Raw genomic sequence first — 21,396 nt, 5'->3', positions numbered from 1 at the left:
TGGAGAAAGAGAAGCAGCGGGGTTCATTCAGCCTCCCGCTTGCGCTTGAACGCGGCATTGAGGAAACCGCTGAGCACGCCCACCATGAGCAGCGGCGGCAGCGACAGCAAAATGACCGAGGCGTTCAAGATGCCCCAGGGCACATCGCGCCCGAGCTGGCTGAGCTCCGACGCCACGATGGGCAGCGTCTTGGCCTCGGAGGTGGTGAGCATCAGCGCGATGAGGAACTCGTTCCACACCAGCACGAAGCCGAAGGCGATGGCACCCACCAGCGAGCGCGCGGCAATCGGCAGCGCGATGCGAAAGAAGATCGCGTAGGGCCCGTAGCCGTCGACGCGGCCGGCCTCTTCCACTTCCTTCGGCACCGCCTTGAAGGCCGGAATGGCGAGCCAGATCACGGTCGAGAGCGTGAGCAGCGTGTAGGTGGCGATGAGCGCGATGCGCGAGTCGTACAGCTCCAGCTGCAGCCAGATCACCATGAGCGGAATGGCCACCGCCACCGGCGGCAGGAAGCGCATCGACAGCACGAAGAACTGGATGTCGTTGCCCCAGCGCAGCGGGTAGCGCGCCAGCGCATAGGCGGCCGGCAGGCCCAGCACCGCGCCGATGATCACCGCCGCACCCGCCACCACGATCGAGTTGACCAAGCCCGCGGCCACGGCCTCGCGGTTCAGCACGTAGAGGTAGTTGTCCAGCGTGGGCGTGAAGAAGAACTTCGGCACGGCCGAGACGATGTCGACCCGGTTCTTGAACGAATTGAGAAAGGTCCACAGCACGGGCACGAGGGCCGAGAGCCCGGCCGCGATGAGCGCCAGCCGCGCCAGCAACGTTCCGATGGCAAGCTTCTTCATGACGGCTTGGTCCATTTCCAGATGTAGGTGAACGCGACCGTGGAGGCGACCATCATCAGCACCGCCATGCTCGACGCGTACGAGATGCGGCCCGACTCGATGAAGCCCTGCGAGAAGGCGTACATGTCGAGCGTCTCGGTCGAAATGCCGGGGCCGCCGCGCGTCATCACGTAGATGAGGTCGAAGGCGCGCAGCGACTCCACCATCTTCACGAAGGCCAAGCTGATGAGCGGCGCCTTCAGCATCGGCAGCGCCACGTAGGCATACACCTCCCAGGTCTTCGCGTGATCGAGACGCGCGGCCTCGAAGGGCTGCGGTGGCAGGGTCTCGAGCAGCTTCAGCACGATGACGCCGAAGAACAACCCCCATTGCCACACGTCAACGAAGGCCACCGTGAGCAGCGCCAGCACCGGGTCGGCGAACAGGTCCAGCGGCTCGCCGGTGATCGCCTTGTACGGCCACGTGATGAGGCCGAACAGCGGATGGAAGGCGAACTTCCAGACGAAGGCGGCCGACACGCGCGGCAGCAGCACCGGCACGATGAACAGCATCGACAGCACCTGGCGCCAGCGCGGCGTGGCGCAGCGGTGCATCAGCGTGCCCATGAGCACGGCCAGGGCCATGGTGGCGCTGACGGTCAGCACCTCCCACACCAGCGACACGCGCACCGAGTTCAGGAAGCGCCGGTCGGAGAACAGCTGCACGTAGTTGCTGAACCAGACCCAGCCGGTGTCGGCCTGGCCCAGCTCGCGGTCCTGCAGCGAGATGGCGATGGCGAACACCGTCGGCACCAGCGCCAGGACCGCCAGCACGAGCAGCCCCGGCCCGATGAACACGGCCGGCAGCCGTGTGGTGTGGGAACGCATGCTCACTTCTTGCGACGCGCGATCAGCTGCTTGGCATAGGCGTCGAGTTCGTCGAGCCCGCCCTGGATGTCGGTGCGCGAGCCGGTGATCAGCTCTTCCAGAATGATCCCCCAGCGGTCGCCCAGGTCGGGCCAGGCCGGGTCTTGCCAGAAGTTCACGGCCGTGACCTTGCCGGTGTCGGCCAGCGCCTTGCCCAGGTCGGCGCCGTAGCGCTTGGCGAACTCGGGGCTGCCGAGCACGCTGGTGCGGTTGAGCTCGCCGAACTGCCCTTGCGCGAGGCGGCGCTGCTCGTTCTCCTTGGACGTGGCCCAGGCGATGAAGAGGCCCGCGCACTTCTTCGCCTCTTCGCTCTTGTTGGCGCGCGCGCCGATGGCCAGGCCGTGGCCGTAGCCGCCGCCGGTGAGCGGCGTGGGCGGCACGGCGTAGGCGATCTTGCCGACCACGGTCGACATCTTCGGGTCGAGCGCGTTGCCCGCCAGCGGCGTCGACTCGACCAGGATCGCGACCTTGCCGGCCAGGAAGGCGCCGGTGGACTCGTCCCATCCGCCCGTCTTGGTGCCGGGCGCGGAGTACTTGAAGAGATCGAGGTAGGTCTGGGTCGCCTTCACGGCGGCGGGCGAGTTGAAGACCGGCTTGTCCCCGTCGAACCACTGGCCGCCGTAGCCGCGGAAGAACGGCATCCAGCGCCACACGTTGGCGCCCGAGCCGCGCTGGCCGCGCAGCGCCACGCCGTAGACGCCGTTGGTCGGGTCGTTGAGCTTCTTCACGGCCGCCACGAACTCGTCGAGCGTGGCCGGCGGCTTGATGCCCGCCTTCTCGAGCAGGTCCTTGCGGTAGACCATGAGGTCGCCGCCACCGGTGAGGGGCGCGAACCAGGTCTGGCCGGCGAAGGTCGCGACCTTCTGGCGACCGGCGTCGAAGTCGGCGTAGTCGTAGCTGGCCGGGTAGTACGGCGTGAGCGGCACGATCCACTTGGACTGCACGAACTGGGCGACGTTGGCCTCGTCGACGTAGTACACGTGGTACTTGCCGACCGTGGACGCATCGGCGCGCGACTTGGCGCGGCGGTCGTTCTCGTTGAGGTTGTCCACGCTGAACGAGGCTCCGCTCAGGCGCTTGAACTCGTCCTTCGATTTCTCGAGCAGCGTCAGGCCTTCGCGCGGCTGCGACAGGACGCGCACGTCCTCCTTGCAGACCTGCGCCAGCGCGGCGGGCGCCAGCGTGGCCAGCGCCAGCGCGAGGCCGGCCAGACGGTGGGAATGCGGAATCGGCATTTGTGTCTCCTTTGTTGTTCGTGCAAGTTGCCGGCGAAATGCCGGCAGAAGCAACGAAACAAAGGTTAGGCGGCCGATCCGAAAGGCCTCCTACACGCCCACCGGGCGTCTGATACTTTGCTGCCAAGCCGTCTCGGGGTTTAGCCCGAGAGGCAAGCGCGTATTAGTCGGCCATCAGGCAGCGAGTGGCGTGTGCTGCGCGCTGCGCAGGCCGAAACGCTCCTGCGCCTGCTGCCGGTAGGCCGAGGGCGTCATGCCCTTGAGCTGCAGGAAGCGGCGGTTGAAGTTCGCGAGGTTCGAGAAGCCGACCTCGTAGCAGATGTCGCTCACCAGCCGGTCGGACACCTGCAGCATCTCGCAGGCCTTGGTGATGCGCAGCCGCGTGACGAAGTCGGTGAAGGTGCTGCCCATGTGCTTGTGGAAGTAGCGTGAGAAGCTGCTCTCGGCCATGTTGGCGACGCCGCACACGGTGGGCAGCGAGAGCTCTTCGGCCAGATGGGCGTGCAGGTAGTCGAGCACGCGGCGCATGCGGGTGTTGGCCGTGGGGTCCTCGTCGCTCGGGTCGGCGTTGCTCGAGATCTGGCGCCAGTCGCTCCAGCTGGCGAGCTCGTGCAGCAGGCCGATGAACTCCGACAGCCGGGCCATGCCCTTTTGCTTCTGCACGCGCCCGAAGCGCTCGCGCACGAGGTCGCCGATGCCGAAGAACTCGATGCCCAGCTTGGCGCGGTCGAGCATCGGCAGCACGGTTTCCAGCTCGGGGAACAGGTCAACGCCCTGGCGCAGGGGCGCGTCGCGGAAATGGATCACCATGCTGCGGTCGGCCACGCCCTCGGGCGGCACGTCGTGCGAGATCCAGGTGTGGGGCAGCCGCGCGCCCACCAGGGCGACATAGCCGGGCTCGAAGCGGCCGATGTGGTTGCCGACGAAGGCGTCGCCGCTGGTGCGGTTGATGCACTGCAACTCGTACTCGTCGTGGTAGTGCCAGCAGTCGAAGGGCCAGGGCACGCCGTGCTGCAGGCAGCGCACCGAACTGCTGCCCGCCGGCTCGAAGCCCAGGCGCGGGTCGCGCAGCAGTTCGTGTTCGAGGGCCGGCTTGCGTACGGCGCTGTGTTTGCTCATGTCCTGTCCCCCTGTCCTTGAATGGAGGGGTCGTCGAGCCAGCGCCGTTGCGAGCGGCAGGGCCTGTCAGGCGCCCGCCACCTTCATGCGGTTGACCAGGATCGACCCCGTGGTTTTTGCGCCGAAAGTGTAAGCATCTGCGCCAATCGCTTCAATTCCCATCAGCATCTGACGCAAATTGCCGGCAATCGTGATTTCCTGCACCGGATAGGCGATGCGGCCGTTTTCCACCCAGAAACCGCTGGCGCCGCGCGAATAGTCGCCCGTCACGTAGTTGACGCCCTGCCCCATCAGCTCGATCACGAACAGGCCGGTGCCGAGCTTGGCGAGCATGGCGTCGAGGTCGTCGCCGTGCTTCGTGAGGCGCGAGCTCAGCGTCAGGTTGTGCGAGCCGCCGGCGTTGCCGGTGGTCTTCATGCCCAGCTTGCGCGCCGAATAGGTCGAGAGAAAGTAGCCTTCGAGGCGGCCGGCATCGACCACCTTGCGGGCGCGGGTGATCACGCCTTCGTCGTCGAAGGGCGAGCTGCCCTTGCCGCGCAGCACGTGCGGGTCTTCGGCCACGTCGACGTGCTTGGGCAGCACCGGCTTGCCCAGCGAGTCGAGCAGGAAGGTGCTCTTGCGGTACAGCGCCCCGCCGCTCACGGCCTGCACCAGCCCGCCCAAGAGGCCCACGGCCAGCGGCGACTCGAACAGCACCGGGCATTCGGTGGTCTTGATCTTGCGCGACTTCAGGCGGCTCAGCGCGCGCTCGGCGGCGTAGCGGCCCACGGCCTGCGGGCTGGCCAGTTCGTCGGCCGAGCGCATCGAGCTGTACCAGGCGTCGCGCTGCATGTCGTCGCCCTTGCCGGCGATGGGCGCCACCGAAATCGAGTGCCGCGAGCTGGCGTAGCCACCGCGAAAGCCGTGCGTGTGGGCGCTGAAGAAGTGGCTCTGCTGCGCCGAGACGCCGGCGCCTTCGCTGTTGGTGATGCGCTTGTCGGTCGACAGCGCCGCCGCCTCGCACTCCAGCGCCAGCTTGGCGGCCTGCTCGCTCGTCACGTCCCAGGGGTGGAACAGGTCGAGCTCGGGCTGCACCTTGGCGATGTCCTCCTCGTCGGGCAGGCCGCTCACCGGGTCTTCGGCCGTGAAGCGGGCGATGTCGTAGGCCGCCTGCACCGTGCGGGCGATGGCCGCCTCGGAAAAGTCGGAGGTGCTGGCGTTGCCGCGGCGGTGGCCCACGTAGACCGTGATGCCCAGCGACTTGTCGCGGTTGCGCTCGACGTTCTCGAGCTCGCCCTTGCGCACCGAGACGCTCAGGCCGCAGCCCTCGGAGGCCTCGGCGCCGGCGTCGGTGGCCCCGAGCTTTTTGGCGTGGGCCAGGGCCGAATCGACCAGGTTTTCGAAGAAGGAGCGGCTGTAGGCGAAGCCGGAATCGGCGCGCGAGGAGGATGTCGTCATGTGGTGGCTATGATACTTGCGCCCCCTGTTTCACGTTTTCCCTTCCGCGCCCCCTGTGCGCGTTGCAGCGCCGCACGGCGCGGCCCAGAATCCACCCCATGTCCCGCAAACCCAAAAAAGGCTATTTCGTCCGTGGCCACTTCGTTGCCGAAGGCAGCGAACTCGACCTGGAGCTCAAGCGCGAGCTCAAGGGCGGCACCGACGAAGCCAGCCGCACCGAACTCAAGCGCGAGAGCGCCGAACTGCAGAAACTGGGCGAAGAACTGCTCACCCTGCGTGCCGGCCTGTTCGACGCCCTTCCGCTGAGCGAGAAACTGGTCGACGCCATCGCCGAGGCGAAACGCATCACCAATTTCGAGGGCAAGCGCCGCCAGATGCAGTTCATCGGCAAGCTCATGCGCGCCCTCGACCCCGAGGTGCTCGAGGCCGTGAAGCAGGCCCTGACCGAGCAGAACACCGTGCCGGCCGCCGAAGCCGCCGCGCTGCACGAGGCCGAACGCTGGCGCGAACGCCTGATCGCCGACGACGACGCCCTCGGCGGCTGGATCGAAACCCACCCCGCCACCGACTCCCAGCAGCTGCGCGCCCTCGTGCGCCAGGCCCGCAAGGACCTGAAGTCCGGCCCCGCCGGCGAGGCGCCGCGCCAGGGCAAGGCCTACCGCGAGATCTTCCAGCTCGTGCGCGCGCAACTCGCGGTGCATGGCGGCGACGATCACGCCGAAGCGGCTGCGGCGCAAGACCGGGAAGAAGACGCATGAGCGAAGGCTTCGATTCGGTGCGCATCGGCATCGTCTCCATCAGCGACCGCGCCTCCAGCGGCACCTACGAGGACAAGGGCCTGCCCGCGCTCAAGGACTGGCTGGGCCGCGCGCTGAAGAACCCCCTCGAGTTCGAAGCCCGCCTGATCCCGGACGAGGCCGACCGCATCAGCGCCACGCTCATCGAGCTGGTCGATGCCGGCTGCTCGCTCGTGCTCACCACCGGCGGCACCGGTCCCGCGCTGCGCGACGTCACGCCCGAGGCCACGCTGGCCGTGGCCCACAAGGAAATGCCCGGCTTCGGCGAACAGATGCGCCAGATCAGCCTGCGCTTCGTGCCGACCGCCATCCTCTCGCGCCAGGTGGCGGTCATCCGCGACCAGAGCCTCATCATCAACCTGCCGGGCCAGCCCAAGTCGATCGCCGAGACGCTCGAAGGGCTGAAGGACGCCGACGGCACGCAGCTCGTGCCCGGCATCTTCGCAGCCGTGCCCTACTGCATCGACCTGATCGGTGGGCCGTACCTCGAGACCGACGACACGGTCTGCAAGGCCTTCCGGCCCAAGTCGGCCGTTCGCGCCGCGCGCTGAGCCTCCCCCGCCGCCGGTTCTCGCGCGGCGGCATTCACCACCGAAGACACATCTTGCTTCGCCGATGCGCGAGGGGCGCGCTCGCGTCCGCATCGCTCGCCCTGGCTTTTATCGGACCCGTCCGATGGTTCCGCTCCCCTGTTCTTCCTAGAGTTCCTGACGCCCGGGCCGCCGGATCGAACAGCGTGAATTCGCTGCCCGATCCGATCTTTCTTTCCCCTTTCAGAGCACAGGAACTGCATGGCATCCAACAAGGCAAACGTCTTCATCGACAACAGCCCGAGCATCGATCAGACAGCAAGCGCACGGCCCTTCGCGCCACAGCCGCCCACCATGGACAGCGTCATCGACGACGCGGGCGACATCATGGGCACCCTCGCCGCCGGCGGCGTCACGGACGATCGCCAACCCGAGTTCCAGGGCCAGGGCACGCCGGGCGACACCATCCTCATCAGGAACCACGGCGTCGAGATCGGCCAGACCATCGTGGACGAAGACGGCCAATGGGCCTTCACGCCGTCGACCGACATGAATGAAGGCCATCACGCCATCACCATCGTGGCGCGCGACCCCGCCGGCAACGAGAGCGAGCCTTCGGGCCCGTTCAGTTTCGAGATCGACGTCACGCCACCCAACGCCAGCAAGCTGTCCATCACCGGCGTCCTCGACACCGCGGGCGGCATCACCGGCAACGTGGCCGCCGGCAAGACCACCGACGACACCCGCCCGCTGCTCACCGGCACAAGCACCGGCCAGCCCGGCCACACCGTCACGGTGATGGTCAGGGACAGCACCGGCACCCATGCGCTGGGCGACGCCGTCGTCGGCGACAACGGCCAGTGGTCGCTGCAGGTCATCTCGCCACTGGCCGCGGGCCTGAATACCTTCACGCTCGTGGAGAAAGACGCAGCGGGCAACGAGACCGCGCCGACGGGGCGCTACCAGGTGACCATCGACACCAGCAAGCCGACGCCCCCGGTGATCGAGCACGTCTACGACGACGTGGGCATGCCCCACATGCTGGCCCCCGGCGAGGTCACCAACGACGCCCGGCCGACCCTGCACGGCACGGCCCAGCCCGGCCATACCGTGACGTTCCACGACGGCACCACCGTCCTGGGCACCACCCAGACCGGCGCCGACGGCACCTGGGCGTTCACGCCCAAAGACAACCTGAGCGAGGGTGCACACCACATCACCGCCACGGCCACCGGCCCGGTGGGCCAGACCGGCGACGCGAGCAGCGGCTGGCACTTCGAGGTGGACACCCTGGCGCCCACGCAGACCAGCACGGTCTCGGGCATCGGCAAGGACAGCGGCATGAACGCCGACGACCACACCACCAACGACGGCAGCGCGGGGCGCCTCATGACGGGCCGCCTGAGCGCATCGCTCGCGGCCGGCGAAACCCTGCAGGTGTCCACCGACGGCGGCCAGACCTGGAAGACCGCCTTCGTGAATGGCATGCAATGGAGTGCCCAGGACGACCACAGCCATGCGGGCGACTGGACGGTGCAGACGCGCGTGGTGGACCTGGCCGGCAACGTGGGACCGGTGAACGTGCAGGCGGTGACCCTGGACACCACCACGCCCCACGCGCCCACTGCGGTCGTGCTGGGCAACGGGCAAGTGACCGTGAGCTTCGACAAGGCCGCGGTGTCGCCGGGCGACCGGATTCACCTGCTCAACGGCAAGCAGAACGTGGACTACCTGTTGACGGCGGCAGACATGGCGGCAGGCCAGGCCACCGTTGCGGTGACCGACGTTTCGCTGAACCTGGCCGCGTCGGTGGTCAGCGCAACGGGAGTTCACTCTCCCTACATGGTGATCCGATCGAACACCGAACGGGAAGACTTCGATGCCGGTGAAACCGTCGACCTTGCACCGGGACAAACAGCCGATGCCGGCATGCTGCTCCTGACAAGAAAAGACGCGGCGGCCGACGCTTCGTCGAACAACGGCGTTTTCGACAGCGCCTCCCCCGACCACGGGCAGGCATGGCACATCAGCGGCACGACCAACGCATCACTGAAGGGCAACACCTACAACGCCATCGAATTCGACTGGCGGCATTCCCAAACCACGCAGTCGGTCACCTTCTACGACGCATCGGGCAAGGTCATCTTCGAAGGCACCTTCGGAGCAAGCCACAGCCTTCCGGCCGACGGGCACGCGAAATTCATCATGCCCGACGGGCTTTCCTTTGCCTCGTTCGACATCCGTACCGGGCTCGTCGATGGCATCGAAACCGACTGGATCGAGGTCGACAACCTGTCCCTCGCCGTGCTGTACCCGCACCCTGAACTGGTGGACATCCCCACCCTGCAGGAAATCCAGGCGGGCTCCGACGTCCACTACGGCGGGGCGGGAGACGACGTGTTCCTGGTTCCCGACGTGTCGTACTTCGAGGGCGGCCATGCGAAGGTCATCGGCAACGAAGGACTGGACACCCTCACCCTGACCGGCGCGGACCAGACACTCGACCTGAGTTCGGTCACGGGCAAGCTCAGCGGCGTCGAAGTCGTCGACCTCACCGGCACGGGCGACAACACCTTGAAGCTGTCGCTGGCCGACGTGTTGGAGAACGGCGCGGTCGATCAGTTCGTTGCCAACGGCCGCGTGCAGATGCTGGTCAAGGGCGACGCCGGCGATGCGGTGACGCTGTCGGACGCGCTGCCCAACGGCACCGACCCCGGCGACTGGGTGAGGGGCGCCAACGTGACCATCGAGGGCGTGGTCTACGAGGAGTACGCGCACTCGGGCTTCGATGCGGCACTGCTGGTGCAGCAGGGCGTGACGGTCAACCTGCAAAACACCTCCGACACGTTCAGCGATGCCGGACCCGGGGCAACACCACCGCTCACCGACAGCGATGAAACACACATCGCCCGATTCGGTTATGCAGACCGGTTGGAGGACGGCGCGGGTGACGACACCGCCCGCCTCCATGGCGACGGCGACTTCGCGCGCGTCCCTGGCGGCCTGGGCGTCGACACCCTCGTGATGGACGGCAAAGCCATGCTCATCGACCTGTCGGCCCTCGACCTGAAGACGGCGCAGGGCGCGCAGAACCCGGTGTCTCCCGACGGCACGGTGCAGATGCAGCCAGCCGGCACCCACGGCGAGGTCGACCCGCCCGGCGACGGCGGCGGCGTCCAGGGCAGCGATGCCACAGTGAGCGGCACCGCCGACCACGTCTACTCCAACCTCGCCGGCGCCGCGCTGCTGGTCGAGGACAAGGTCCACGTGACGATCCTGTAGGCCATCGCACCGGTGCAACCCGCGCCGGATGCGAGGCGCCCTACGCGACAGCCGCCTCGAGCGCCTGTCGCGTTTTTTCTTTCTTGCCAGCCATCGCCCCGCCCGTCCCAACGGTCTGCATTCCGAAGCCCTTGTTCACCCCCGTGCCTTCCCCGCCGACTTTGTTCGCTCATCAGCGCCGGCTCATGCCTTCGCGCTCGCGTTTCAGATTCGTCCGATGGCCTTGCGTGCCCCTTCTCCCTAGAGTGCCCGATCCCCCAGACCGTGGATCGCACAACGTGCACAGGCACGCCGATCCGGTCGACTTCTTATTGAGAGCACAGAAACCGCATGGCACCCGAGAAAACAAACGTCGTTGTCGACGACCAAAAAATTGATTCCGCCACGAGCACCAACGGATGGACTGTCGCGCCATCGTCGATGCCCCCTGACGAACGCACGCCATTCGAAGCCGGCACCGGCAGCAGCGCACCGACCCCACCCGTGGTGGACGGCGCCCTCGACAACGCCGGCGACATCCAGGACCCGATTGCCCACGGCGGCGTCACCGACGACCGCCAGCCCGACTTCCACGGCCAGGGCACGCCGGGCGACACCATCCTCATCCGCGACAACGGCGTGCTGATCGGCACCACCGAAGTCGCCGAGAACGGCCAGTGGGAATTCACGCCGTCGACCGACCTGCTCGAGGGCCTGCACGCCATCACGGTCGTCGCGCGCAACCCGGCCGGCGAAGAGAGCGAACCCTCCGCCGCGTTCAACTTCGAGATCGACGTGACCCCGCCCGACGCCAGCCAGCTGGCCATCACCGGTGTCATGGACGCCGTGGGCAGCGTCACCGGCAACGTGGCCTCGGGCGGCACCACCGACGATGCCAGCCCGGTGATCAGCGGCGCCAGCTCCGGCGTGCCCGGCCACACCGTCATCGTGATGGTGAAGGACGCCGGCGGCGAGCGCGAGCTGGGCCGCGCCACCATCGGCGAAGGCGGCCGCTGGACGCTGCAGGTCGACCCGCCGCTGGCCGCGGGCCTGAACGTGATCCGTGTCTACGAGAAGGACGCGGCGGGCAACGAGACCGCGCTCACGGCGCCGTACCGCGTGACGGTCAACACCGACGCGCCTTCGCCGCCCGTGATCGAGAGCGTGTACGACGACGTGGGCACGCCGCACACGCTGCAGCAGGGCGAAGTGACCGACGACGCCCGGCCGGCCCTGGCCGGCACGGCGCCGGCCCACCACACCGTGAAGCTCTACGACGGCGCCACCTTCCTGGGCGAAGTCGTGGCCGACGCCAATGGCCGCTGGGCATTCACGCCCACGGCCGCGCTGCCCGACGGGCCGCGCCACATCACCGCCACGTCCACCAGCCCGCTGGGCCAGACCAGCGACGCCAGCAATGCCTGGGACTTCGTGGTCGACACCACCGCGCCGCAGGCGCCGGTCATCGTGTCGGTGGCCGACGACGTGGGCAGCATCGTCACCCCGAACATGGCCGACGGCGCGACCACCGACGACACGCGCCCCGCCTTCACCGGCACGGCCGAGGCCAACAGCACCGTCGTCGTGTACGACGACGGCGTGGAGATCGGCCGCGTGCAGGCCGACGCGTCGGGCCACTGGACGTTCACACCGACCACCGCGCTGAGCGAAGGCCCGCACCGCATCACGGTGGCCGCCATCGACCGGGCGGGCAACACCAGCGCACCGTCCGACCCGTTCGGTTTCACCGTGGACACGACGGCGCCAACGCAGACCGCCACGCTCACCGCCCTCGGCAAGGACAGCGGCACGAGCGACAGCGACTTCCTCACCAACGACGGCAGCGCGGGCCGCCTGATGCGCGGCAGCCTGACGGCGCCCCTGGGCGCGGGCGAGACCCTGCAGGTGTCGACCGACGGCGGCACCACCTGGAAAGCGGCCATCGTCACGGGCGACAAGTGGAGCGCGCAGGACGACCACAGCCACGCCGGCGGCTGGACGGTGCAGACACGCGTCGTCGATGCGGCAGGCAATGCAGGCCCCGTGAACTCGCACACCGTGGCTCTGGACACCACCGCACCCGCAGCCCCGACCGCGATGACGATCAACGGCTCGCAGGCCACGGTGGCGTTCGACAAGGCCAACGCGGAAGTCGGTGGCCGCATCACCCTGACCCAAGGCGACAAGCGCTACGACCACGTGCTGACGGCCGCGGACGTGGCGGCCGGTCGCGTCGTCATCAACGCGCCCTTCGCACTGGGCAGCCAGACCACCGCCGGCCTGGTGGACAAGGCCGGCAACGTGTCGGCCGAGTCGCTGCGGGAGTCGGTGTACCTGGAGAACTTCAACGCCATCTCCGGCGCGATCAGCCTGCCGACGGGCGCCTCCTACAAGCTCGGCAGCCTGAGCTTCTACAGCCTGTCCTCCAGCGGCGGCTCGGTCAGCGGCATGACCTACCCGCAGGGCCTGTATTCCAGCTACTACACCCCCTACATGCACCAGAAGCCGTACTCGAACGCGCTCTGGGTCGCAGGCAGCATCCGCGTGTCGCTCGACGGCGGCCTGGTGGGCGACAAGCTCAGCTTCTACATCGGCGACAACAACAACTACGCCACCATCCGGCTGTACGCCAAGGACGGCAGCCTGCTGCACAGCGCCAGCATGGCGCCCCTGAATGGCACCATCAACATCGATGTCGCGTCGACCGGCAAGTCGTTCTCCAGGTTCGAGATCGTCACCTACTACAACGCGGGTCAGCGCGGCAACGACCAGCTGTGGATCGACAACATCCAGATCTCCAGCAGCGGCAAGGTCGCCACGACCGGCGTGTTCACGCTCACGGCCGACAGCGCGGCGGTGCTGCACGGCGATGCGGGCAACAACGTCTTCAAGGTAGGGGCCGTGGCCGACTTCAGCGACTCGGGCATTGCCGGCAACGGCGGGCTCGACACCCTGAAGCTGACCGGCGCCAACCAGACGCTGGACCTGGTCGCGCTCGGCGCCAAGCTCAGCTCGGTCGAGGTCGTCGACCTCACCGGCACGGGCAACAACACGCTCAACCTGTCGCTCGCCAACGTGATGGAGAACGGCGCGGTCGACCAGTTCGTGGCCAACGGCCGCGTGCAGATGCTGGTCAAGGGCAATGCCGGCGACGCGGTCGCGCTGAGCGGCCTGCTGCCCGACGGCACCTTCCCGGGCGACTGGGTCGAGAACGGCACCGTCACCCTCCACGGCGTGGTCTACACCGTGTACGCGCACTCGGGCTTCGGCGCCGACCTGCTGGTGCAGCAGGGCGTAACGGTCACGCTGGGCGTGGGCACGACGCTCACCATCGACAGCCTGGGCAAGGACAGCGGCATCGCCACCGACTTCGTGACGGCCGACGGCAGCGCCGGCCGCGTGGTCACCGGCAGCCTCAGCGGCGCCCTGCCCTACGGCCTGAAGGTCCAGGTGTCGGTCGACGGCGGCCAGACCTGGCACGACGCCGCAGTCAACGGCAAGGCCTGGGCCTTCGTGGACACCCAGGCGCACGGCGGCGACTGGCGCGTGCAGGCCCGCGTGAGCGACGGCCAGGGTCACAGCAGCCCGGTGGTCGAGCGCGAGGTCACGCTGCTCGACGCGCCCGGGGCTCCCGTCATCACGCGCATTGCGGAGGCCGAAGGCATCTACACCACCACGAAGGCGCAAGACGGCTCGCTGGTGAACGTGTCGCTCGCCGGCACGGGCGCCCAGGCCGGCGACAAGGTGCATGTGCAGTGGGGCATGAGCACGTACGACCAGGTGCTGACGCAGGCCGATATCACCAATGGCACCGCCACCCTCAAGGTGCCGGCGACCGTGACCTACTCGTACCAGGGCGCGGCGAAGGACTTCGCGGTCACCGTGCAGATCGTCGGCAAGGACGGCGCGCTGGGCGCGGTGTCCAAGCCGTATGACGTGGTGGGCACGGCCACCCTGACGGCCGTGGGCGACACCTTGCAGAAGGCACCGGTGGGCGACGTGTACGCGGGCACCGGCTTCAAGGTCACGACCACGGGCACGCTGGCCAAGACGGTCGCGACCACGACGGCACTGGCGGGACTCACGCTGAACGACGCCACGCAGGCCAACGCCCTGTTCACCCTGGACAAGCCAGCGAACTACTTCACGCTGCGCCTGACCGGCATCGACAACGCCACGGGTGCGCAGATCCAGGTGTTCGACGTGAAGGGCAACCTCATCCACACCGAGAACTTCATCGGCGGCACAGACGCGCGCCACACCAAGGTGTTCACGTATACCTCGGCGGCGCTGGTCGACATCGGCTCGTTCCAGGTCACGGCACTCAGCCCGAGCGTGACGCTCGACGCGTTCAGCCAACGCGTGGTGAACCACGTGGCGGAAACGCGCGACCCGAACCTGATCGAGTACGCACCCGAAACCTTCTACGGCAGCGCGGGCGACGACGTGGTGTCGCTGCAGGTGAGTTCAGCGACCTACTTCAACCAGGCTACGGCAGCCATCCACGGCGGCAGCGGCATCGACACCCTGAAGCTCGTGGGCGCCTCGCATGTGCTCGACCTGACCAAGGCGGCGGGCAAGCTCAGCGCCATGGAAATCATCGACCTCACGGGCGCGGGCAACAACACGCTGACGCTGTCGCTGGCCGAGGTGCTGAACAACGGCGGCATCGACCTGTTCCACCAGGGCGACAAGAGCCGCGTGCAGATGATGGTCAAGGGCAATGCCGGTGACATCGTGAACCTGAGCGACCTGCTGCCCAACAAGAACGACCAGGGCGACTGGCTCAAGAAGGGCAGCGTCACCGTGCAGGGCGTGGCGTACGACGTGTACCAGTTCTCGACGCTCGCCGCCGAGCTGCTGGTGCAGCAGGGTGTGACCGTCAAGCTCAGCAACGTCGCGCTCAAGGCCTTCAGCCTCGACCTCGTATCGGACGGTGCGCTCGATCACGCGACGCAGGCCTGGACCCAAGGCGACGACACGCTCATCGCCCGACTCGGCTTTGCCGACCGCCTCGAAGGTGGCGCCGGCAACGACACCTTCACCCACGTCGGCACGGGCGACGTGGTGCATGGCGGTGCGGGCAACGACGTCATCCACGTGCTCAGCGGCGACTTCGAGCGCGTCGACGGCGGCCTGGGCATCGACACCCTCGTCATGGACGGCACCGCCATGCGCATCGACCTGGCCGCCTTCGGCCTGAAGCTGCAAGGCTTTGAGAAGTTCGACCTGGGTGCGGGCGGCAACACGCTGGCGCTGCACACCAGCGACCTGCTGGCCGGTGGCATGCGTGACATGGTCACGGCCGATGGCAAGGTGCAGATGCTGGTCAACGGCGCCAACGGCGATGTGAACCTGCTGGGCGGCAGCGCGGGTGACGATGGCTGGAGCCAGGGTGGCAACACCGCCGTCGGCGGCGTGACCTACAGCGTCTACACCAACCTCGCAGGTACCGCCGAGCTGCTGGTCGAGGACAAGGTCCACGTGACCCTCCTCTAAGCCTGCAGACAGGCCATGCGGCGCCCCATCGGCGTCGCCCTCAACGCGACAGCTGCCCCGTGCGACTGTCGCGTTTTTCATTTCCATCTCTCGGCACCAAGCCATTGGCGGACAGCGTTGCCCGCATTTTCAGCACCGGCTTATCTCTTCGCGCCTGGCTTTCAGATTCGTCCGATAGCCGCGCACGGGGGCTGTTCCTAGAGTGCTCGCTCCCCCAATCCGCGTTGATCGCGCCGCATGTGTTCGCGCGCCGATCCGGTTTTTTTCATCTCAGAACACAGGAATTTCATGCCTCACCAGAACATCGGTCCCGCAACAGGCGCCGACGCATCGACCTTCGCACTGGCGCCCCCCACCCTCGGCAACACCGCCGACAACGCAGGCGACATCCAGGGCACCATCGCCCACGGCGGCATCACCGACGACCGCCAGCCCGACTTCCGCGGCCAGGGCACGCCGGGCGACACCATCGTCATCCGCGACAACGGCACCGAGATCGGCAGGACCACGGTCGCTGAGAACGGCCTGTGGGAGTTCACGCCGTCGACCGACCTGCTCGAAGGCCACCACGCCATCACCGTTGTCGCACGCAACGCGGCCGGCGAAGAGAGCGAGCCCTCCGCCGCGTTCAACTTCGAGATCGACGTGACCCCGCCCGACGCCAGCCGGCTGGCCGTGACCGGCGTCGCCGACGCCGTGGGCGGCGTCACCGGCAACGTGGCCTCGGGCGCCACCACCGACGATGCACGCCCGCTGCTCAGCGGCATCAGCACCGGCGTGCCCGGCCACACCGTCACCGTGATGGTCCGGGACGCCACCGGCACCCATGAGCTGGGCCAGGCCACCATCGGCGAGAACGGCCAGTGGACCTTCCAGGTCGAGGCCCCTCTGGCTGCCGGCCGGAACACCTTCATGCTCGTGGAACGCGACGCCGCCGGCAACGAGACCGCGCCCACCGGGCGCTACCAGGTGAATGTGGAGACAGGGCGTCCGGAGGTTCCGTCGATCCAGAACGTCAAGGACGACGTGGGTGAGGTGCACATGCTGCAAAAGGGCGAAGTGACCGACGACGCCAGGCCCACCATCATCGGCACGGCACAGGCAGGCACCACGGTCAAGGTCTACGACCACGGCACCTACCTGGGCGAGACCGTGACCGACCCCACCGGCACCTGGCACTTCACGCCCGACGTCCCGCTGGCCGATGGCCCGCACGACATCACCGCCACCGCGACCAACGCGCTGGGCCAGACCAGCGATGCGACCGGCATCTGGAACTTCTCGGTGGACACGCAGCCCCCCGGCCAGGTCACGGGCCTGGAGGTGATCGACGACGTGGGCGGCAAGACCGGCCCGCTGTTGAACGGCGACACCACCGACGACAACAAGCCCACCCTCAACGGCAAGGCGGAGCCCGGCGCGACGGTCAACGTGTACGACAACGGCGTGAAGATCGGCGAGGCACCGGTCGACGCCCACGGCGACTGGACGTTCACGCCCACCACGCCGCTGGCGGACGGCCCGCACGCGCTGACCACCGAGGTGGTGGACCCTGCAGGCAACAGCAGCGGCCAGGGAGAGTCCCTGAACATCGTCATCGACACCAAGGGTGTGCCGGTGTCGATCGACCGGGTGATGGATGACCAGGGCAGCGTCAAGGGCCCGATCGCGGCCGACGGCCTGACCGACGACCCGCGCCCCGAGATCCAGGGCTCAGGCAAGGCCGGCACCACCATCAAGGTGTATGCCAGCGGGTACTTCCTGGGCAGCACCATCGTGCAGCCCGATGGCACCTGGAGCTTCACGCCTTCTGCCGACATGGCCCAGGGCCGGCACAACATCACCGCCACGGCCACCGACCTGGCGGGCAACGTGAGCAACCCGACCCCGGTCTTCGGCTTCACGATCGACACCGTGGCACCGAATACGCCGACCATCGACACGGCGGTCGACGACGTGGGCAGCAAGCAGGGCCTGCTGCCCAACGGCGGCGTGACCGATGACCCCTCGCCCACGTTGGCGGGCAAGGCCGAGCCCGGCAGCACCGTGACGGTGTACGACGGTGCGGCCAAGCTCGGCACGGTGGTGGCCGCCGGCAGCGGCAACTGGAACTACACGCCGACGTCGCCGCTGGCCGAGGGTGAACACAAGTTCACGGTCACGGCCACCGACAAGGCAGGCAACGTGAGCGCGCCGTCCAGCGAGTTCGTGCTGAGCACCGACTACACGGCGCCTTCAGCGTCGGACGCTGTACTGACGGACGACGCCGGGGCGATTCAAGGCCCCATTTCCCATGGCTCCGTCACCGATGACATCACGCCGACGTATTCGGGCAAGGCCGAGCCGAACACCACCGTCTTCATCTACGACCACGGCAAGGAAATCGGCCACACGCAGACCAACGACACAGGCGACTGGACATTCACGCCTTCCGTGCCGCTGGACATCGGCCAGCACAGCTTCAGTCACACGGTCGTCGACGCGGCGGGCAACAGCAGCGCGCCCTCCAAGGCGATCGATTTCAGCGTGGACAACAGCGGCGACGACTACGCCAGCCTGCTCGACAGCAAGAAGTCGATCAGCGTGACCTTCGTTGCGGACGTTTCCGGCAGCATGGCGGGGGCCAAGAGCGCGAACCAGGTCCAGTCCATGCGGGCGCTGGCCGAGGCGTACGCCAAGATGAACGTGCCGGCCACGTTCAGCCTGATCGCGTTCGGGGACAGTGCGACCCACAAGGGGACGTTCACTTTCACCGGAGAGAAAGACCCGAACTACATCAAGCTGCTCGCGGCCATCGATTCGACGGTCTCGAGAAATGAGGTCACCAACTACGACGCCGCACTGACCCTGGCAGGCCAGCTCATCAAGGCAGAGTACGCCGCTGCGGGCAACAACCCGTTCAAGACGAAACAGGTGTTCTTCCTGTCCGACGGCCACCCCTACCCCTACGCCACCAGCGCCGCAACGCTGAAGCAATGGCAGGCCTTGATGAGCGACCCGGACGGCAAGACGGCGACAGCGAACCAGATCGAGGTCACCACCGTGGCCATCGGCTCGGACGTCGGCCTGCCCGCCCTGAACCAGGTGTCGACCAGCGGAACGACGGTGGCCGTCTCTGACCCGGCCAAGCTGAAGGACGCGGTGATCGACCAGATGTTCGTGGCCTGGGCCTACGGCAGCCTGCTGGAGAACGACACGCAAGTGGTCATGGACGCCAAGGCGAAGATCAGCCAGTTCACCATCGGCAACGAGGTGTTCCGCATCACCGCCGCAGACAAGCTGGTGGTGGACAACCCCAGCGGCAAGGTGGTCGCGCTGTACGACGCGGCGTCGGGTGTGCTGACGCTGCGCACCGATGCAGGGCAGCTCACCGTGTACATGAAGACCGCGAGCGGCCATGCCGCGGGCGACTACATCTTCCGCAAGTACGCCACCAGCACGCTGCAGCTCGTGGACGACATCGAGTACGTCTATGGCTACACCGCCGTCAACAGCAAGGGCGAGAGCCAGACGTCGAAGCTGTACATCACCGACAAGGCACCCGTGCTCGGTGCCGACGCGGTCACCGTGACCCTGGTGGGCAAGGACGAAGGGGTGGCCGGAAACCACGTCACCGCGGACGACAGCGCCGGCCGCCTCATTGCCGGCACCCTCAAAGCTGCACTGGGCGACGGCCTGTCGCTGCAAGTTTCCACCGACGGTGGCGCCAGCTGGCACAACGCGACGCTGAACGGCGGAAACTGGGCTTTCGTCGACATGCAGGCGCACTCGGGCGACTGGAAGATCCAGACCCGCATCGTCGACGACAAGGGCCGCACCAGCGGCGTGCTGAGCAGCCAGGACATGACGTGGACGGCCCCGGCGGCGGCGCCCGCCATCCTGCGCATTGCGGACGCCGAAGGCACCTACACCACGGCGAAGGCCCAGGACGGCTCGCAGATGGTGCTGTCACTCACCGGCACGGGCGCCAAGGCCGGTGACACCGTGCACATCCAGTGGGGCATGAGCACCTACGACCAGGTGCTGACACAGCTGGACATCAACACCGGCCTGGCCACGATCAACGTGCCTTCGACGGTCACGTACTCCTACCAGGGCGCGGCGAAGGACTTCGCGGTCACCGCGCAGGTCATCGGCAAGGACGGCGCGCTCGGCGCGGTGTCCAAGCCGTATGACGTGGTGGGCACGGCCACCCTGACGACGGTGGGCGACACCTTGCAGAAGGCGCCGGTAGGCGACGTGTACACCGGCACCGGCTTCAAGGTCACGACCACGGGCACGCTGGCCAAGACGGTCGCAACCACGACGGCACTGGCGGGCCTCACGCTGAACGACGCCACGCAGGCCAACGCCCTGTTCACCCTGGACAAGCCGGCGAACTACTTCACGCTGCGCCTGACCGGCATCGACAACGCCATGGGCGCGCAGATCCAGGTGTTCGACGTCAAGGGCAACCTGATTCATACCGAGAACTTCATCGGCGGCACCGACGCGCGCCACACCAAGGTGTTCGCCTACACCTCGGCGGAGCTGGTGGACATCGGCTCGTTCAAGGTGATCTCGCTGAGCACGAGCGTCACGCTGGATGCATTCAGCCAGAAGGTGGTGAACCACGTGGCGGAAACGCGCGACCCGAACCTGATCGACTACGCCCCCGAGACCTTCTACGGCAGCGCGGGCGACGACGTGGTGTCGCTGCAGGTCAGCGCCGCGAGCTACTTCAACCAGGCCACCGCGGCCATCCACGGTGGCAGCGGCATCGACACGCTCAAGCTCATGGGCTACGCGCACGTGCTCGACCTGACCAAGGTCGGCACCAAGCTGAGCTCGATGGAGATCATCGACATCACGGGCACCAACTACAACACGCTGACGCTGTCGCTGGCCGAAGTGCTGAACAACGGTGGGGTCGACCTGTTCTACCAGGGAGACAAGAGCCGCGTGCAGATGATGGTCAAGGGCAATGCCGGCGACACCGTGAACCTGAGCGACCTGCTGGCGCCCGGCGTCGATCAGGGCGACTGGGTGAAGAAGGTCGGCGTCGTCACGCTGGCAGGCGTGGTGTACGACGGCTACCAGCACTCGACGCTCGCCGCCGAGCTGCTGGTGCAGCAAGGCGTGACCGTCAAGCTCAGCAACGTCGCGCTCAAGGCCTTCAGCCTCGACCTCGTATCGGACGGTGCGCTCGACCACGCGACGCAGGCCTGGACCCAAGGCGACGACACGCTCATCGCCAGGCTCGGCTTTGCCGACCGCCTCGAAGGCGGCGCCGGCAACGACACCTTCACGAAGGTCGGCACGGGCGACACGGTGCATGGCGGATCGGGCGACGACACCATCCGCATCAACAGCGGCGACTTCGAGCGCGTTGAAGGCAGTCTTGGCATCGATACCCTGGTGATGGACGGCAAGGCCATGCACATCGACCTGTCGGCCTTCGGCCTGAAGATCCAGGGCATCGAGAAGTTCGACCTGGGCGCCGGCGGCAACACGCTGGCGCTGCACGCCAGCGACGTGCTCGCCGGTGGCATGCGCGACATGGTCACGGCCGACGGCAAGGTGCAGATGCTGGTCAATGGCGCCAATGGTGATGTGAACCTGCTGGGCGGCAACGACAGCTGGACCCAAGGCGGCAATGCCACGGTGGGCGGCGTGACCTACAGCGTCTACACCAACCTCGCCGGCACTGCCGAACTGCTGGTCGAAGACAAGGTCCACGTGACCATCCTCTAAGCCTGCAGACAGGCCACGCGGCGCCCCAT

General features: G+C 67.5%; 10 protein-coding genes. 5 read left to right on the top strand and 5 right to left on the bottom strand.

What is annotated here, in order from left to right; all coding sequences use genetic code 11:
- Positions 1-23 precede the first annotated feature (23 nt).
- The 5 genes from VHAB30_RS05235 to pmbA form a co-directional block, all read right to left on the bottom strand.
- Positions 24-836: a carbohydrate ABC transporter permease gene (locus VHAB30_RS05235; RefSeq protein ID WP_216850729.1), complete on the bottom strand. Its 813-nt coding sequence runs from the start codon at positions 834-836 to the stop codon at positions 24-26.
- Positions 837-847: 11 nt separating this feature from the next.
- A complete protein-coding gene (locus VHAB30_RS05230; RefSeq protein ID WP_159276062.1) occupies positions 848-1,717 on the bottom strand; it encodes a carbohydrate ABC transporter permease in 870 nt (289 codons plus the stop codon).
- Positions 1,718-1,719: 2 nt separating this feature from the next.
- Entirely contained in the window at positions 1,720-2,991 is a 1,272-nt protein-coding gene (locus tag VHAB30_RS05225; protein WP_159276061.1) for an ABC transporter substrate-binding protein, read from the bottom strand.
- Positions 2,992-3,165: 174 nt separating this feature from the next.
- Positions 3,166-4,110: a helix-turn-helix domain-containing protein gene (locus tag VHAB30_RS05220; RefSeq protein ID WP_070063149.1), complete on the bottom strand. Its 945-nt coding sequence runs from the start codon at positions 4,108-4,110 to the stop codon at positions 3,166-3,168.
- Between the two features lie 66 nt (positions 4,111-4,176).
- Complete coding sequence (pmbA, locus tag VHAB30_RS05215) at positions 4,177-5,547, bottom strand: metalloprotease PmbA (protein WP_062476484.1); 1,371 nt, start codon at positions 5,545-5,547, stop codon at positions 4,177-4,179.
- A gap of 98 nt (positions 5,548-5,645) precedes the next feature.
- Here pmbA and yjgA point away from each other — a divergent pair, with 98 nt between their 5' ends.
- The 5 genes from yjgA (at position 5,646) to VHAB30_RS05190 (ending at position 21,367) form a co-directional block, all read left to right on the top strand.
- Positions 5,646-6,305 carry a ribosome biogenesis factor YjgA gene (gene yjgA, locus VHAB30_RS05210; protein WP_062476481.1) on the top strand — a complete coding sequence of 220 codons (660 nt, stop codon included), beginning with the start codon at positions 5,646-5,648 and terminating at the stop codon, positions 6,303-6,305.
- Positions 6,302-6,895, top strand: coding sequence for a molybdopterin adenylyltransferase (gene mog / locus VHAB30_RS05205; RefSeq protein ID WP_159276060.1), 594 nt, complete (start codon positions 6,302-6,304; stop codon positions 6,893-6,895). The genes yjgA and mog overlap by 4 nt, the downstream gene beginning before the upstream one ends.
- 240 nt (positions 6,896-7,135) lie before the next feature.
- Complete coding sequence (locus VHAB30_RS05200) at positions 7,136-10,156, top strand: Ig-like domain-containing protein (RefSeq protein WP_159276059.1); 3,021 nt, start codon at positions 7,136-7,138, stop codon at positions 10,154-10,156.
- Between the two features lie 420 nt (positions 10,157-10,576).
- Positions 10,577-15,634 (top strand): Ig-like domain-containing protein, encoded by a 5,058-nt coding sequence (locus VHAB30_RS05195; protein WP_159276058.1) that lies wholly within the window; start codon positions 10,577-10,579, stop codon positions 15,632-15,634.
- A 288-nt stretch (positions 15,635-15,922) separates the two neighbouring features.
- On the top strand, positions 15,923-21,367 hold the full coding sequence (locus tag VHAB30_RS05190) for an Ig-like domain-containing protein (protein WP_159276057.1): 5,445 nt from the start codon (positions 15,923-15,925) through the stop codon (positions 21,365-21,367).
- Positions 21,368-21,396 lie beyond the last annotated feature (29 nt).

Source organism: Variovorax boronicumulans, from assembly GCF_009811375.1.
GTDB classification, from domain to species: Bacteria; Pseudomonadota; Gammaproteobacteria; order Burkholderiales; family Burkholderiaceae_C; genus Variovorax; species Variovorax boronicumulans.
Note: the sequence above shows the minus strand (reverse complement) of the source record. Positions and strands in the feature narration are given on the sequence as shown.